This is a genomic window from Agromyces sp. MMS24-K17 (assembly GCF_043950245.1).
GTDB lineage: Bacteria > Actinomycetota > Actinomycetes > Actinomycetales > Microbacteriaceae > Agromyces.
In genome coordinates this window covers 2,291,521-2,306,018 of record NZ_CP171640.1, presented here as the reverse complement: position 1 = coordinate 2,306,018, position 14,498 = coordinate 2,291,521, and the positions used below count along the sequence as shown (strand labels likewise).

The window sequence follows — 14,498 nt, the reverse complement described above, 5'->3', positions numbered from 1 at the left end:
TCATCGTCCCATCCGCCGGACCCGGCCGAGGACACGAGGCCGGCGGCCGGCGACCGGCGACCGGGACCCGCTACTTGAGCAGCCGAGAGAGCACGCGATCGGCGAGCGGCTTGCCGCCGGTCTGGCAGGTCGGGCAGTACTGGAAGGTCGAGTCGGCGAAGATCACCTGCCGCACGGTGTCGCCGCACACGGGGCACGCCTCGCCGGTGCGGCCGTGCACGCGCATGCCGCGCCGCTTCGCGTCCTTCAGGTCGGCGGGCGGGCGCCCGGATGCCGTCGCCGTCGCCTCGGCGAGCGTCTCGCGCATCGAGCGGTAGAGGGTCTCGACCTGCTCGGGCGTGAGCTTCGCGGCGAGCAGGTACGGCGACAGCTTCGCGACGTGCAGGATCTCGTCGGAGTAGGCGTTGCCGATGCCCGCGAACACCGACTGGTCGCGGAGCACCCCCTTGACCTGGGTGCGCCGGCCGTCGAGGATCGCGGCGAAGTCCGCGACGGTGAAGTCCGGCGCCGTCGGGTCGGGCCCGAGGCGGGCGATGCCTGGCACGTCGGATGCCTCGCGCACGACGTACACCGCCAGCGACTTCTTCGTGCCGGCCTCGGTGAGGTCGAACCCCGAGCCGTCGTCGAGCCGGACGCGCAGCGCCAGCGGCGACTTGCCCGGCTTCACCGGCGTCTTCGGCACCTCGTCGTACCAACGCAGCCACCCGGCCCGGGCGAGGTGGAACACGAGGTGCGCGCCCCCGGCGTCGAGGTCGAGGAACTTGCCGTGGCGCGCGACCGCGGCGATGGTGCGCCCCTCGAGGGCGGAGATCGGCGGGTCGAACGTCTTCAGCGCGGAGATCGACGCGACCCGCACCGACGCGAATGCGCGGCCCACGGCGTGCTCGCCGAGGAAGTCGACGAGCGCCTGGACCTCCGGCATCTCGGGCACCCTGCCATCGTGGCATCCGGCTCCGACATCGGCCAGCGTCGGATTCGGCCGGCGTCGGAACGGCTCAGGCGGCGCTCGCGCACGCCAGCGAGCCGATGAACTCCGTGAGCAGCGCCGCGCCGTCGTCCCACGAGCCGAGCCCGCTGGCCACGTTCACGTGCCCGACCGGGCCGACCGAGACGATCCCCGCACCCCACGCCTGCGCGGCGCGCTCGGCGAAGGCGTAGGAGCCGTAGGGGTCGTCGGTACTCGCGACGACGAGCGCCGGCACCCCGAGCGGGCCGTCGGCGACGCCGAACTCCGCCGCCTCCGCCGGGTAGGCGGGGCCCTCGGGGTCGGCTGGCGCCACGAGGAACGCCCCGGCCACGACGCCCGGGTTCGCGGCCAGCCAGGTCGCGACGGCGAGGCATCCCATCGAGTGGGCGACCAGCACGGTGTCGGCGTCGGGCGCGGTCGCGTCGATCGCACGGAGCCAGTCGTCGAGGCCCGGCTCGTCCCACGAGGCGGGGCGGATGCGCACCGCGCCCGGCGTCGCCGCCTCCCAGTGCGTCTGCCAGTGCTCCTCGCCCGATCCGCCGATGCCCGGCACGATCACCACACGCGTCATCCCCGCCTCCTCCGCTCGCTCGCGCCGGCGGTCGGACCGCCCGCCGGGGTTCCACCGTGCCATGCCCGCGTGCTCCCGCACACCCATGGAGCGTCACGCAGCGTCGTCTTCCTGCCGACCTCGGTGGAACGGCACGGCGACGATGCGCTACGCTCGCCCCATGCACACGTCGACCTGCTCCTGGTGGCGCGCCTCCTAGGCGGCCACGAGCGTTTCGACGTACGACGACCGCCCCGAGGGCGGTCGTTTCGCGTATGCGGACCGGGCGTCCGCGGGGCCCCGACCGGAGAACCCCATGACGCGACTGCTCCAGACCATCCTCGCCGCGGCCGACGGCACCGGCGTGGCCGACGACGAGTTCGACGCCGCGCCGCCGCCGTTCGCGGTGCTCCACCGCCAGGACGACGACCACGTGGACGTGCTCGTCGGCGACGTCGTCGACGTCGACCGGCTGGCCGACATCCCGCTCGACGGCGACGAGGTGCTGGCCCTCGTGCCGTTCCGCCAAGTCCGCGAGCGCGGCTTCGCGGCGCACGACGACGGTGCCCCCCTGCGCTGCCTCGTCGTGCGCGACCGCGAGCGCGTGCCGCTCGCCGAGGCGATCGCCCTGCTCCCGGCGCCCGTCGCCGTGACCGACCTCGACGTCGACCTCGACGACGACACGTACGCCGAGGTCGTCCGTCGCGTCATCGAGGACGAGATCGGCCGCGGCGAGGGCGCGAATTTCGTGATCCGCCGCGAGTTCTCGGGTGCCGTCGCGGCACCCGCCGCGTCGGCGGTGCTCGGCTGGATGCGCGCCCTCCTCGAGCACGAGCGCGGCGCGTACTGGACGTTCGCGGTGCACACCCCGGCCTGTCGGCCGCGGGCGCGACGCCCGAGCGGCACGTCAGCGCGATCGACGGCGTCGTGTCGATGAACCCGATCAGCGGCACCTTCCGCCACCCGGCGGCCGGCGCGACCGCCGACGACCTCGTCGCGTTCCTCTCCGACGTGAAGGAGCGGGAGGAGCTCGTCATGGTCGTCGACGAGGAGCTCAAGATGATGAGCGCCGCCTGCCCCGACGGCGGCCGCATGCGCGGCCCGTTCCTGAAGCGGATGTCCCGCCTCACGCACACCGAGTACCTCCTCGAGGGCACTTCGGAGCTCGACCCGCGCGAGGTGCTGCGCCTCACGATGTTCGCGCCCACCGTGACCGGGTCGCCGATGGGCAACGCCTGCACCGTGATCGCCCGCCACGAGGCGCACGCCCGCGGGTACTACGCCGGCGTGCTCGCCCGGTTCACCCCGAACGCGCGCGGCTACGACCTGGACGCGCCGATCCTCATCCGCACGGCCTACCTCGGCGACGCCGGCCGCGTGCGCGTGCCCGTCGGCGCGACGCTCGTGCGCCACTCGCAGCCGGCCGGCGAGGTCGCCGAGACCCACGTGAAGGCGGCCGGCGTGCTGACCGCGATCGGCGCGATCCCGCGTTCGGATGCCTCGGGCGCCACGATCGGCGCGCTCGACGCCGGCGCCGCCGACGACCCCCGCGTGCGGGCGCTCCTCGCGGAGCGCAATGAGGGACTGGCGCCGTTCTGGAGCACCGAGCAGGCCGCACGTCCGGCCCGGGACGCCGACGTGCTCGTGGTCGACGCCGGCGACGACTTCACCACCATGCTCGCCCACCAGCTCCGCCACCTCGGCTTCGGCGCCCGGGTGGTGCCGTGGCACGAGGCGCCGCTGGAGGCATCCGAGGACCTCGTGGTGTTCGGCCCTGGGCCGGGCGACCCGCGCGACCAGGCCGACCCGCGCATCGACCGGCTGCGCACCCTGGTGGCGGCCCGGCTGAGCCAGGGCCGGCCGTTCCTCGCGGTGTGCCTCAGCCACCAGGTGCTCGCCGACCTCGCCGGCCTGCCGCTCGCGCCGCTGCCCTCGCCCCGGCAGGGGCTGCAGCTCGAGGTCGACGTGTTCGGCGAACCCGCCGCCATCGGGTTCTACAACACGTTCACCGCGCTCGCGCCGTCGGGCTCGTCGACGCCGCGGTTCGGGCTGGAGGTCGCCTCCGACCCCGCGACGGGCGCGGTCGTCGCGCTGCGCGGGGCATCCGTCGCCTCGATCCAGGGGCACCTCGAGTCGGTGCTGTCGCCCGACGGCCTGCGGGTGCTCGAGGGCCTGGTCGAGGGCGTGTTCGCGGGCGACCGGGTGGGCGCGGTCGGCTGAGCGGGGAGGCCCTCCCCCGACCCGCTTATCGGCGGGAGCCGCCCCTTCGCAACCCCCTTCCGGAGCGGAGCGATCCGCGATTGGGTCGCTGCACAACCCGAAAGGCGGATGATCATGGATTCGAACGTATGGATCTGGGTCGTGGTGGGGATCATCGTGCTCATCGCGATCGTCGTCATCGCGGTCATCGTGATCGCCGGCGGCCGAGGGCGTCGCGAGCAGGCGCAGCGTGATCGCGCGGCTCGCATGCGCGCCGAGGCGGCCGAGACCGAGCGCCGCGCCCGCGAGCGCGAGGCGGCGGCCGCGGAGGCCGACGCACAGCGGCTGCAGGCCGAGGCCGAGCAGGCGCAGGCGCGCGCCGATGCGACGCGTGCGCAGATCGACGCGGAGCGGCTGGCGGCGACGAGTTCCGACCAGGTCGACGAAGCCTCGTCCCTGCGCGCCCGCGCGGCCCAGCAGGCGGCACGCGCCGACAAGGTCGACCCGGATGTCACGGCCGACCGCGACGGCACGCGGAACGGTGCCGTCGACGACCGCACCGTCGACGCCGACCGCGATGGCACTCCGGACGACCGGGCCACGACCGTCGATCGCGACGGCCGGCACGTCGATCGCGACGGCCGTCCCATCGACCGGGCCGCCACGCCGGCCGCGCCGAGCGAACCCGCGGTCGAGCGAGGGCGCGACTGACGACGCGGCGGAATCCGCCCATGGGCGGCGGCGGCGCGCCCGACTAGCGTGGGGGCATGCCGAACGGACGCGATGACCGGGTGACCCTCCTCCTCGACGAGGAGGGCCCCGGCATCACGTCGTCCGACGACGCCGCCGACCTCGTGGGCACGGCCCTCTCACGCGGGGCGGACGTGGTCGCCATCCCGGTGGCGCGACTCGACGACGCGTTCTTCGAACCGGCCACCGGCTTGGCGGACGACCTCGTCGACACGCTCGCCGCGTACCGGCTCCGGCTCGTCGTCGTCGGCGACGTGACGGACCGAGGTGGCGCAGGCGGCGCGTTCGACGCCTGGGTGCGCGACGCGGAGCGCCGCGACCGGCTGCGGTTCGCCGCGGATGCCACCGCGGTCGCGCGCCTCACCGGCGGCGCGCGGTGAACGGAACTCGGCTCTCGCCCGGCGCGATCATCGGCATCGTCGTCTCGAGCGTGCTGACGGTCGCGACCGTGGTGGCGGGCGGGGTGGCCCTCGTGCTGTCGGTGCCGATGCTGACGACCGCGCTCGCGGAGGCGAGCGGCGCCGGCGGTTCCGGGGGCGCCGGCGGCTCCGGTCCGTGGTCGGCCGACGGCGACGAGCCGCTTCCGGCGGTGGAGCGGTTCTCCGCGGAGGAGACCGCGTACTCGTTCCCCGCCGCGCTCGAGGTGTACTCCGACGGCCGCCTCGACGACCAGTGCGCGGCCGAGCACGAGCTCGGCTGCTGGCAGGTCGCCGTCATCCCCGAGGCCGACTGCGCGCTGCTCGCGATCTCGACGGCGTTCAGCAACGACGAGGACGACCCGTACGGCACGGAGCACCACGATCTCAGCCGCACCGACGTGCACGCCGGCGACGTGATCGAGGTCGCCTACGGCGACGACGACTACGCGTTCGGCTGGGTCAGCGACGTGACGTGCATCGAGTCGTCGGGGCCCGGCCCGACCGCGACGATCACGGCGTTCGGCGTCGGGCGCGCCGCGAGCGGATCGGTCGCGTAGCGACGAACGGCGCCCGCTCGGGCGCCTATCGCGCCGGGCGCCTGCCGCTCAGGCGACCTGCTCGGCGTCGCGCGGATCGGCGCGACGGAGCCCGTCGGCGTCGAGCGCGAACTCGTGCACCGACACGTTCGCCGCGTGGCCCGGGTAGTCCTCGGGGCGCGCGGAGAGCACGACGTTGAGGGCGTTGATGACGCCGCCGTGGGTCACGACGAGGGTCGTGGCATCCGGCACCGCGACCCGCTCGAGCGCCTCGGTCACGCGCGCGACGACCTCCGGGCGCGTCTCGACGCCCGGGTACCCGTCGGGCCAGCGGCGGTGCAGCTCGACCCACGTGATGCCCTCCGCGGCGCCGAACGCCTGCTCGGCGAACGCGTCGTCGAGGTCGACCGGCAGGCCGAGCGCGTCGGCGATCGGGGCGGCCGTGTCGGCGGCGCGCGCGAACGGGCTCGAGACCACGCGCGCGATCTCGGAGGCGTCGGGCGCCGACGCGATGGCCGCGGCGGCCCCGCGCGCCTGGGCGCGCCCGGTGTCGTTCAGCGGAATGTCGGTGCGGCCCTGGATGCGGCCGGCGACGTTCCAGTCGGTCTCGCCGTGGCGGACGAGCAGGATGCGGGTGGTCACCCGCTCGACCCTAGCGGTCGCCGCCGTCACCGCCGCCGTCGCCGTCACCGCGGAGGGGCAGCACCTCACCGCCGGTCTGGCAGGTCGGGCAGTACTGCGCCGTCGTGCTCGCGAACGAGAAGTCGCGGATCGTGTCGCCGCACACCGGGCACGCCTCCCCGGCGCGCCCGTGCGCGCGCATCGACGCCACCTTCGCGGCCTTCAACGCGTCGATCGGGATGCCCCGCCGCGCGTCGACCGCGCCGCCGATCACGCCGACCGTGGCCGCGAAGAGCCGGTCGGCGTCGTCGGCGGAGAGCGCGGCCGCGTGGCCGACCGGCGAGACCTTCGCCCGGTGCAGGATCTCGTCGGAGTAGGCGTTGCCGATGCCGGCGAGCGACTCCTGGTCCTGCAGCACGGCCTTCACCTGCTTGCGCCGGCCGGCGACCGCGCCGTCGAAGTCGGCACGGGTGAAGCCGGCGTCGGCCGGGTCGGGGCCGAGCTTCGCGACCGCGGGGACCTCGGCGGGGTCGTCGACCACCCAGCATCCGAGGGAGACCCAGCCGCCCGAGTCGGTCAGCTCGAGCACGCTGCCGCCGTCGAACGCGAAGGAGACGAGGGTGGGCGGGAGCGGGGCATCCGCATCGCCGGCTCCTCCGGCCCACCGCGCCCAGCCGTTGCGGCCGAGCGACACGACGAGGTGCGCACCGCCGTCGAAGCCGACGTCGAGCAGCTTGCCGTGCCGGGTGACCGCGGCGACGCGTTCCCCGACGAGCGACGCGGGCTGGCGGGCCCGGGTCTTCGTGACGCGGAACTCGACGACGTCGACGTCGGTCAGCGCGCGGCCGCGGAGCCGCTCGTCGAGCTCGTCGGCGAGGGCCTGGACCTCCGGGGACTCCGGCATGCCGCCAGCCTCGCATATCCGCGGCGGGTCCGGGAGGGCGGCGGCGCGAGGCTCGGTCCGCGATCGGATGCCTCGGCGCGCCGGCCGCGGAACCGCTGGCCGAGCACGATGCCGGCGAGCACGAGCGCGAGCCCGGCCACCTGCCGGGCCCCGAGCACCTCGCCCGCGACGACCACTCCGAGCAGCACGCCGGTGACGGGGTTGAGCAGGCCGACGAGCCCGACGGCGCCGGCGTCGAGGTGCCGCAGCGCCGTGAACCAGGCGACGAAGGCGAGCGCGGTGGCGATGATGCTGATGTACGCGAACCCGCCGATCGCCGCCGCGTCGAGCACCGGCGGCGCTCCCTCGACGAGGAGGGCGGCGGGCACGAGCAGCGCACCCCCGGCGATGAGCTGCCACGACGTGAGCGAGAGCACGTCGACGTCGCCGCCCCAGCGCTTGGCGAGGATGAACCCGAACGACGACATCGACATCGCCGCGATCGAGGCGACGACGCCCCACGGGTCGATCGGAGCGCCGCCGCCCGCCAGCATCAGCCCGACGCCGCCGAGGCCGACGACCCCGCCGGCGAGCGCGAGCGCGCGGGGGCGCTCGGCGACGAGCAGCCAGGCGAAGAGCATCATGACGATCGGCGAGGTGGCCATGATCGTCGAGGCGACGCTCGTGGGCAGCAGTTGCGCGGCGACGTAGACGAGCGCGAAGAACGCGCCCATGTTCAGGGTGCCGAGCACGAGGGCGCGCCACCACCAGGCGCCCCGCGGGAGCCGGCGGCGCAGCAGCAGGAGGAGCAGCCCGGCGGGCAGCGCCCGGAGCACCGCGCCCCAGAGCGGGGCGTCGGCGGGCAGCAGGTGCCTGGTGACGAAGTAGGTGGACCCCCAGGCGATCGGGGCGACGGCCGCGATCGCGATCCATCGCAATCTACCTTCCATGGAAGACAGTATAGCTTCCACGGAAGGTAGAGTCGAGGGATGTCCCGACCGAACGACCGCGTGGCGCAGATCATGGCCGAGTGGGCGCGCGAGCGCCCCGACCTCGACGTCGCCCCGCAGGGCGTGATCGGGCGCCTGCACCGCCTCGCGAACCACCTCACCGAGGACCTCGTCGTCGTCTACCGCGAGTTCGGCCTCGCGGAGGGCGAGTTCGACGTGCTGGCGACGCTCCGCCGCGCCGGCGCCCCGTTCGAGCGGACGGCCGGCGAGCTCGCCGCCTCGACGATGGTCACCACGGGCGCGATGACCAAGCGGATCGACCGGCTCGAGGCCCGGGGCCTCCTCACCCGCCGGCAGAGCGACACCGACGGGCGCGGCCGCGTCATCGCGCTCACCGCGGCCGGACGCGACCTCATCGACCGGGCGTTCACCGCCCACCTCGCGAACGAACGCCGGCTCATCGACGAGGCCCTCTCCCCCGCCGACGCCGACGCCCTCGCCGGGGTGCTCGCGCGCTGGCTCGCGACCTACGAGGGCTGACGCACCGGAGGTCCGAGCGGGCCGCCGCGCGGAGGTCCGAGCGGGCCGCCGCCGCGTCCGCCTCCGTCGCATGCCGCCCGCGACATGCGACGTCGCATACGGTTGCCGGATGCTCCGTCGCCTGGCTTCGCGCCTCTACTGGGCCTGCAGCCGGTGGCGCCTCGCCGGCGAGCCGGCACCCGATCGCCCCTCGATCCTCATCGGGGCGCCGCACACCTCCAACTGGGACTTCGTGCTCATGCTCGGCATCGCCGGGCACTACGACATGGACATTCGCTGGCTCGGCAAGAAGAGCCTGTTCGCCGGCTGGCGGGGCCCGATCATGCGCCGCCTCGGCGGGATCCCCGTCGACCGCGCCGATCCGGGTCGCGTCGTGGACGAGGTCGTCGCGCGCATCCGCGCGGGCGAGGTCTTCGGCCTCGTCGTCACGCCCGACGGCACGCGCGGCGCCAATACGACGTGGAAGTCGGGGTTCTACCGCATCGCCCGCGAGACCGGGCTGCCCGTCACGCTCGGCTTCGTCGACCGCACCACCATGACGACCGGCCTCGGCCCGACGTTCGAGCTCACCGGCGACGTGCGTGCCGACATGGACCGCATCCGCGCGTTCTACGCCGACAAGGCCGGGCTCCGCCCGCACCTGCGCACCGAGCCGCGGCTGGCCTCCGAGCTCGGCGAGGCGTGACGGCCGGCCCCGGGCTCCGGCCGGGTCATCCCGCCAGCGGCTTCTCCATGCTGATCACCTCGGGGTCGTCGCGGAAGTAGCCGTAGTTCGGGATGCGCCGCCACCCCGACGTCTCGTAGAGCCGCACCGCCTCCGGCTGCTTGCTGCCGGTCTCGAGGCGGAGCGCCGAGTAGCCGACCTCGGCGGCGAGCGCCTCCACCCGCGCCATCAGCGCTCGGCTCAGCCCCAGGCCGCGAGCCTCGGCGGCCACGAACAGGCGCTTGACCTCGCCCGTCGTCGCATCCAGCCGCCCCACGGCGACGCAGCCGACCGGGTCGCCGTCGACGTACGCGACGAGGGCCGGCGTGCCCGGCGCGATGCCGGGACCGGTCACCTCGGTGGCGTAGCGCTCGCGCACCTCCGCCTCCTGGGCCGCCACGAGCGCCCGGAAGCCGGCGTCGTCGTCGCCCACCCGGGAGATCACGGGCCGTGCGGCCGCCGGCCGCACGAGGAACGCGTCGATCGCATCCTCGCGCTCGAGCACGAAGCCGTGCCGCTCGTAGAGCCGCCGGGCCGCGCTGCCCTGCAGCACGTCGATGCGGAACGGCCGCGGGTCCGGCCCGGGGCCCGGCTCCGGATCGGGCTCGGCGAGCACCGCGCGCAGGACCGCGCCGCCGATGCCCAGCCCCTGGTGGTCGCGGGCGAGGTAGAAGTGCTCGATCCAGCGGGAGTCATCGGTCGGGCGGACCGCGATCGAACCCGCGTCGGCACCCCCGACGACGATCACGCGCGTGCGCGCGGCGGCGAACTCGTCACGGAGGCGCTGGCGCACCCGCACGTCGTCGTAGCGGCCGAGGCGGCGCAGGTCGTCGCCGAGCACGTCGGCCTTCAGCTCCGCGATCCACTCGACGTCGGCCGGGGTGCTCGGGCGCAGGTTCCACTCCACCGGGCAAGTGTAGGCGGGGTCAGGGGCGCGGTTCGTCGCCCAGCCGGCGCAGCAGGTCCGCGAGCGCGTCGCGGTCGCGGCGGTCGAGCACCCGCAGCGTCTCCGCCTCGCTGCGGACGAGCTCGATCATGGCGGAGTCCACGCGGGATGCCCCGTCGGGGGTGATGCGCACGAGCACGCTGCGCCCGTCGTTCGGGTTCGGGCGGCGTTCGACGAGGCCCCGGCTGCGGAGGTTGTCGAGCCGGTTCGTCATGGCCGCGCTGCCGATCATCGTCGCGCGGATGAGCTCGGCCGGGCTGAGCTCGTGGGGCGGCTCCGCCCGCCGCAGCGCGGCGAGCACGTCGAACTCCCACGTGGCGAGCCCGGCGTGCTCGAACGCCGCCGCGCGGATCGAGGTGAGCCGCAGCGCCACCCGCCGCAGCCGCGACATGACGTCGAGCGGCGTGAAGTCGATGTCGGGCAGTCGCCTCGACCAGGCGTCGATGAGGAGGTCGACCTCGTCGTCCCGGTCGTTCCGCTCGCCCATGGTTCGAATGTAGCGGCACCGACGCCGCCGGCCGGGCCGCCGTCGGGCGTCATCTCGTCGGTCCGGCGGCACGAGGTCGCCGCGCCCGAGCGAGCAGATGACGCCCGACCTGCGCGCGAGCTAGCCCTGGCCGCCGACCGCGGCCTCCGCGAGGCGCTCGGCGCCCTCGGTGAAGGCCTTCGCCAGTTCGGTGTCGCCGAGGCGGGCGCCGACGTTCGCGAAGACGGCTGCTCCGATGGTCCGGCCGACGACGACCTCGTCCTCGAGCCGGTCCCAGTTCGGCCGCGGCCACGGGCCCGGCCACTTGCGCGGCCACGGCGTGCCGCACCAGTCGTCGATGAACTCGGTGACGAATCCCGACGAGGACTCGCCGCGGACCTCCGCCTCGATCGCGAAGCGGGCGACGTGCGCGGCCGCCTCGGCGGCCCGGACGGCGACCTCGCCGACCGGGGGCAGCGGTTGCGGATTCAGGGCGACCGCGTCGACCCGGGCACGGGCCCCGATCCCGGCGGGCAGGTGGGTGTGCGGGATGATCGCGTCCCACGCGGCCGGTGGAACCCGGCCGAAGGCGATGAGGATGTCGACGGCACGCATGATGGCCTCCTTGCAGTACGGGTGTCGTGTGCACCCGTCCTACGCGCGCCGCCCGCCACCGGCCAGCGGGACCGCCCTGAGCGAGGTTCAGGGCCGGTCCCGTTGACGGCGCGGCCTACGGCGCGGTGAAGTCGAGCTTCGCGTCGGCGACCGCGATGACCGACCACGTGCCGCCGGCGGCGTCGGTGAACGCGTAGGCGGGCACGACCAGCACGCTGCCGTCGGGCTGCCACTGGCTCGCGAGCCCGAGCCGGGCGCTCACGATCTCGACGTCGTTCACCGGCCACGAGACGGCCGTGCCCTCGGTCGGCGTCGCCGGCGGCTCGGTCGGCGGGACCCAGGTCGAGCCGTCCGACGACACCGAGCCATCCGACGACGCCGGGCCGTCCGTCGCGACCGAGTCGTCCGCCGCGATCGCCTCCTCGCGCATCGCGTACGGCATCGCCGTCACCTGGGCGCCGAACCGCGGGTCGGAGAGCCGCTCGAACGCCTCCTGCTCGCTGACGACGGGGTAGTCGCCGATCGGCACGAGGTCGGCGAGGAACCCGTTGACGCTCATGACGCCGTCCTGCGTGAGCTCGAGCGACCACCCCTGGTCGAGCCGCTGCCCGTCGACGACCGGCCACGCCTGCGCCGACCGGGAGGCCGCGCCCTCCCACGTCTGCGACGCGAACTCGAAGGCGGCCGGGTCCTTCCCGGCGGCGACGATGACGGAGCGGAGGGCGTCGATCGCGGCCTGCTCGCTCGGCAGGTCGCCGGTCGCGACGCACGGCGCCGACCCGTCGCCGCAGTCCCACGGGTTGATGCGCGGGTCGGAGTACCAGAAACTCAGCGTCGCATCCAGGTTCACCGACAGCGACGGGGCCGTGCCGTCCTGCACGCCCACGACCCACGCCCCGTTCTGGAGGGCGGGCGTGCCGCTCAGCCCGAGGCCCGCGGCGAGCGCGCCGACCGTCTCGGCATTCGACGCCGAGCGGGCGTCGTAGCCGTACCCGGCCGCACTGCCCGCGGTCGTCGAGAGACCGGACGCGTGGAAGCTGTTCCGCCCCCAGCCGCCGGGATAGATGCCGGCCGACATCTTGGCCGCGTCCGGCGCCACCGCGCCCGCATCGGCCGACCGGGCCTCCTCGGTCGTGCCGGTCGCGCCCGGCAGCGTGATGGGCGGAGCCGCGCCGGCGAGGGTCGACCCGCCGGTGCCCGCGCCGATCGCGTAGCCGCCGACGCCGACGGCGCCGACGATCGCGATCGACGCCGCCACGGCGGCGACCGCCACCCAGCGCGGGCGACGGCGCTCGCGCTCGGCGGCCAGGTCCACGGTGGATGCGGCGCCGGATGCCTCGGGCGAGGCGCCTGCCGTGGTGCCGGCGCCTGCCGTGGCATCCGCCACCGCCGCATCGACGGTCGGGGCATCCGCCGCCGCGCGGGCGACGACCGCGTCGGCGAACCCGGCCGCGGGTTCGACGCCGGCCGCCGGGTCGGCGGCGCGCAGTCGCTCGACCGGGTCGAGTTCGTCGCGGTGCTCGCGGTCGTCGCGGTCGTCCATGTCGATCAGCCTCCGTGATTGGTCTCTCACCCACGTATGTGTGGCGGGCGGGCCGGACCTTGCACCGCGCGGGCTAGAACGTCAGGCGCTCGCCCCAGGCCTCGCGGAGGCGCTTGCGCGCACGCGACAGCGCCGCATCCGCTCCCGACCGCGAGATGCCGAGCACCTCGGCGAGCGCCTCGCCGTCGAGGCCCTCCCAGGCGTGGAGGAGGAGGATGCGGCGGTCGCGCTCCCCCACGCTGAGGAGCGCGCCGCGCAGCTCCTCGTCGAACAGGGCGCTCAGCTCGGGGTCGTCGCCGACGCGCGAGGCATCCGTCTCGGGCACCCGGTCGACCGGCAGGTCGACGAGCTTCCGCCGGTGGTTCGCGAGCGTGAACCCGGCCGTGCGGTACAGCCACGGCAGCACCGCATCGCGCGGCACGTCGTCGCGGCGTCGCCACGCGGTCGCGAAGACGTCGGCGGCGAGGTCCTCGGCGTCCTGGCGCGGCCCGCGCCGGGCGAAGTAGCGCACGAGCGCCGTCGAGTGCTCGCGGACCGCCGCGGTGAACCAGGCGAGGTCGCCGTCGGTGGCCTCGGGCATCGTCACCCCTTCGGTCGTCGGGTCGGCATCGGCGGCAGCACTCGCGGTGGTCACATCCTGCTTGTGTCGCGACCTGGCCGAGTCTTGCACGCGACGGTGGAACGCCGTGGGCGCCCTGCCGGGCCGCCCGCCGCTCAGCCGCCCTGCGCGCGCAACGCGGGGAACAGCCGTACGAGCACCGCGTAGACCGGGCCGCCGAGGAAGAGCAGGAACAGCCAGAAGAGGCCGACCTGGGGCACGAGGAAGGCCAGCACGCCGGCCACGAGCAGCGTGAACGCCATCGCGACGCCCCGACCGAGGTCGACGGCGCCGCGGGCCTCGTCCCGCAGCAGCGACGGATCGTGGACGAGCACGAGCTCGATGCCGATCATGCTGAGCGACAACACGAACATGGTGCCGATGTACAGGGCGTAGAAGCTGCCGGACTGCGTCGGCAGCTCCGAGATCGCGTTCGCCGCGAACGGCAGGAACACGATGCTCGCGAGCCACAGCAGGTTCATCCAGATGAGCCCGCTGGAGTATCCGGCCACGAGTTCGAACACGCGGTGGTGGACCATCCAGAACCGGCCGATCACGAAGAACGTGACGATGAACCCGATGAACGACCCGAGGTGCTCGACGAAGAAGTCGGCGAACGTCTCGTCGGCCCCGATGTCGCTCGCGAGGTCGACGAGCGGCAGGATCAGCAGGGTGATCGCGATCGCCACGGCGGCGTCGGAGAAGTTGACCAGCCGGTCGAGTCCGCGGTCGGTGCGGAACCGGGTCATGGGCGCTCCCCTCCCTGGCGTTGCGTCACACGCTAGCGCGCCCGCGATCCGAGGGGTGGATGCCTCGTGCACAGCGCCGCCGACGGGCGTCGGGATTACACTCGGCTCGGTGAACATCACCCTGCTGCAGCGGTTCGTGGCCCTCGAGGCGGAGGGCCTGCACGCGCCGCGTGCGGCGAAGGCGCTCGGCATCCCGCTCGCGTCGATGTACTCGACGATCGACAAGCTCGAGGCCGAGGTCGGGCACCCGCTGGTCAAGCGCGACAAGTCCGGCTGGACGCTCACCGAACCGGGCAGCCTGTTCCTCGAGGAGGCGAAGCGGGAGATCGCCGCGGCGCCGCCCCCCGCCGCGAAGCCCGCCGTCCCCGCGGGCGGCAAGGCGAAGGCGTCGAAGGGCAAGGGTCGGGCGCCCATCGTCAAGGGCCAGCCGAAGCCGTACAAGAAGCGGCAGGGGCGCTAGCGA

Annotated in this window: 17 protein-coding genes and 1 pseudogene; 7 read left to right on the top strand and 11 right to left on the bottom strand. The window is 74.6% G+C overall.

Annotation, left to right across the window (positions count from 1 at the left end; genetic code table 11):
* Positions 1–70 precede the first annotated feature (70 nt).
* Positions 71–931 (bottom strand): Fpg/Nei family DNA glycosylase, encoded by an 861-nt coding sequence (locus ACGGZK_RS10565; RefSeq protein ID WP_395242624.1) that lies wholly within the window; start codon positions 929–931, stop codon positions 71–73.
* Positions 932–995: 64 nt separating this feature from the next.
* Positions 996–1,538 carry an RBBP9/YdeN family alpha/beta hydrolase gene (locus tag ACGGZK_RS10560; RefSeq protein ID WP_395242623.1) on the bottom strand — a complete coding sequence of 181 codons (543 nt, stop codon included), beginning with the start codon at positions 1,536–1,538 and terminating at the stop codon, positions 996–998.
* Between the two features lie 295 nt (positions 1,539–1,833).
* Here ACGGZK_RS10560 and ACGGZK_RS10555 point away from each other — a divergent pair.
* From ACGGZK_RS10555 to ACGGZK_RS10540, 4 genes and pseudogenes are all read left to right on the top strand, one after another.
* Positions 1,834–3,737: pseudogene (locus ACGGZK_RS10555) on the top strand (anthranilate synthase family protein).
* Between the two features lie 114 nt (positions 3,738–3,851).
* Entirely contained in the window at positions 3,852–4,427 is a 576-nt protein-coding gene (locus ACGGZK_RS10550; protein WP_395242622.1) for a hypothetical protein, read from the top strand.
* 56 nt (positions 4,428–4,483) lie between these two features.
* The gene (locus ACGGZK_RS10545) at positions 4,484–4,846 is read left to right on the top strand and encodes a DUF4180 domain-containing protein (RefSeq protein ID WP_395242621.1); all 363 of its coding nucleotides are present in this window, start codon (positions 4,484–4,486) and stop codon (positions 4,844–4,846) included.
* Entirely contained in the window at positions 4,843–5,442 is a 600-nt protein-coding gene (locus tag ACGGZK_RS10540) for a hypothetical protein (protein ID WP_395242620.1), read from the top strand. The genes ACGGZK_RS10545 and ACGGZK_RS10540 overlap by 4 nt, the downstream gene beginning before the upstream one ends.
* Positions 5,443–5,490: 48 nt before the next feature.
* Here ACGGZK_RS10540 and ACGGZK_RS10535 read toward each other — a convergent pair whose 3' ends face one another.
* Genes ACGGZK_RS10535 through ACGGZK_RS10525 form a run of 3 tightly spaced genes read right to left on the bottom strand, consistent with a single transcriptional unit; the run spans position 5,491 to position 7,875 of the window.
* Positions 5,491–6,063 carry a histidine phosphatase family protein gene (locus tag ACGGZK_RS10535; RefSeq protein WP_395242619.1) on the bottom strand — a complete coding sequence of 191 codons (573 nt, stop codon included), beginning with the start codon at positions 6,061–6,063 and terminating at the stop codon, positions 5,491–5,493.
* 10 nt (positions 6,064–6,073) lie between these two features.
* Positions 6,074–6,946 (bottom strand): DNA-formamidopyrimidine glycosylase family protein, encoded by an 873-nt coding sequence (locus tag ACGGZK_RS10530; protein ID WP_395242618.1) that lies wholly within the window; start codon positions 6,944–6,946, stop codon positions 6,074–6,076.
* The gene (locus ACGGZK_RS10525; protein WP_395242617.1) at positions 6,877–7,875 is read right to left on the bottom strand and encodes an EamA family transporter; all 999 of its coding nucleotides are present in this window, start codon (positions 7,873–7,875) and stop codon (positions 6,877–6,879) included. Before ACGGZK_RS10525 ends, ACGGZK_RS10530 begins: the two co-directional genes overlap by 70 nt.
* A gap of 39 nt (positions 7,876–7,914) precedes the next feature.
* Between ACGGZK_RS10525 and ACGGZK_RS10520 the strand changes: the two genes are divergently transcribed.
* Complete coding sequence (locus ACGGZK_RS10520) at positions 7,915–8,415, top strand: MarR family winged helix-turn-helix transcriptional regulator (protein WP_395242616.1); 501 nt, start codon at positions 7,915–7,917, stop codon at positions 8,413–8,415.
* A 109-nt stretch (positions 8,416–8,524) separates the two neighbouring features.
* On the top strand, positions 8,525–9,100 hold the full coding sequence (locus ACGGZK_RS10515; RefSeq protein WP_395242615.1) for a 1-acyl-sn-glycerol-3-phosphate acyltransferase: 576 nt from the start codon (positions 8,525–8,527) through the stop codon (positions 9,098–9,100).
* A gap of 25 nt (positions 9,101–9,125) precedes the next feature.
* Here the strand turns inward: ACGGZK_RS10515 and ACGGZK_RS10510 are convergent, their stop codons facing one another.
* The 6 genes from ACGGZK_RS10510 to ACGGZK_RS10485 form a co-directional block, all read right to left on the bottom strand.
* On the bottom strand, positions 9,126–10,025 hold the full coding sequence (locus ACGGZK_RS10510; protein ID WP_395242614.1) for a GNAT family N-acetyltransferase: 900 nt from the start codon (positions 10,023–10,025) through the stop codon (positions 9,126–9,128).
* A 19-nt stretch (positions 10,026–10,044) separates the two neighbouring features.
* Positions 10,045–10,551 (bottom strand): MarR family winged helix-turn-helix transcriptional regulator, encoded by a 507-nt coding sequence (locus ACGGZK_RS10505; RefSeq protein ID WP_395242613.1) that lies wholly within the window; start codon positions 10,549–10,551, stop codon positions 10,045–10,047.
* A 120-nt stretch (positions 10,552–10,671) separates the two neighbouring features.
* Positions 10,672–11,145 carry a hypothetical protein gene (locus tag ACGGZK_RS10500; RefSeq protein WP_395242612.1) on the bottom strand — a complete coding sequence of 158 codons (474 nt, stop codon included), beginning with the start codon at positions 11,143–11,145 and terminating at the stop codon, positions 10,672–10,674.
* Positions 11,146–11,260: 115 nt separating this feature from the next.
* Entirely contained in the window at positions 11,261–12,688 is a 1,428-nt protein-coding gene (locus tag ACGGZK_RS10495; RefSeq protein ID WP_395242611.1) for a hypothetical protein, read from the bottom strand.
* A gap of 73 nt (positions 12,689–12,761) precedes the next feature.
* A complete protein-coding gene (locus ACGGZK_RS10490) occupies positions 12,762–13,268 on the bottom strand; it encodes an RNA polymerase sigma factor (protein ID WP_395242610.1) in 507 nt (168 codons plus the stop codon).
* 134 nt (positions 13,269–13,402) lie between these two features.
* Entirely contained in the window at positions 13,403–14,035 is a 633-nt protein-coding gene (locus ACGGZK_RS10485; RefSeq protein WP_395242609.1) for a TMEM175 family protein, read from the bottom strand.
* A 109-nt stretch (positions 14,036–14,144) separates the two neighbouring features.
* Here ACGGZK_RS10485 and ACGGZK_RS10480 point away from each other — a divergent pair, with 109 nt between their 5' ends.
* Complete coding sequence (locus ACGGZK_RS10480; protein ID WP_395242608.1) at positions 14,145–14,495, top strand: LysR family transcriptional regulator; 351 nt, start codon at positions 14,145–14,147, stop codon at positions 14,493–14,495.
* Positions 14,496–14,498 lie beyond the last annotated feature (3 nt).

Coding starts and splice junctions, on each gene's coding strand:
- ACGGZK_RS10500 (WP_395242612.1), bottom strand. CDS start 11,145: ATGCGTGCCGTCGACATCCTCATCGCCTTCGGCCGGGTTCCACCGGCC.
- ACGGZK_RS10520 (WP_395242616.1), top strand. CDS start 7,915: ATGTCCCGACCGAACGACCGCGTGGCGCAGATCATGGCCGAGTGGGCG.
- ACGGZK_RS10560 (WP_395242623.1), bottom strand. CDS start 1,538: ATGACGCGTGTGGTGATCGTGCCGGGCATCGGCGGATCGGGCGAGGAG.
- ACGGZK_RS10485 (WP_395242609.1), bottom strand. CDS start 14,035: ATGACCCGGTTCCGCACCGACCGCGGACTCGACCGGCTGGTCAACTTC.
- ACGGZK_RS10525 (WP_395242617.1), bottom strand. CDS start 7,875: ATGGAAGGTAGATTGCGATGGATCGCGATCGCGGCCGTCGCCCCGATC.
- ACGGZK_RS10515 (WP_395242615.1), top strand. CDS start 8,525: ATGCTCCGTCGCCTGGCTTCGCGCCTCTACTGGGCCTGCAGCCGGTGG.
- ACGGZK_RS10530 (WP_395242618.1), bottom strand. CDS start 6,946: ATGCCGGAGTCCCCGGAGGTCCAGGCCCTCGCCGACGAGCTCGACGAG.
- ACGGZK_RS10490 (WP_395242610.1), bottom strand. CDS start 13,268: ATGCCCGAGGCCACCGACGGCGACCTCGCCTGGTTCACCGCGGCGGTC.
- ACGGZK_RS10545 (WP_395242621.1), top strand. CDS start 4,484: ATGCCGAACGGACGCGATGACCGGGTGACCCTCCTCCTCGACGAGGAG.
- ACGGZK_RS10505 (WP_395242613.1), bottom strand. CDS start 10,551: ATGGGCGAGCGGAACGACCGGGACGACGAGGTCGACCTCCTCATCGAC.
- ACGGZK_RS10495 (WP_395242611.1), bottom strand. CDS start 12,688: ATGGACGACCGCGACGACCGCGAGCACCGCGACGAACTCGACCCGGTC.
- ACGGZK_RS10550 (WP_395242622.1), top strand. CDS start 3,852: ATGGATTCGAACGTATGGATCTGGGTCGTGGTGGGGATCATCGTGCTC.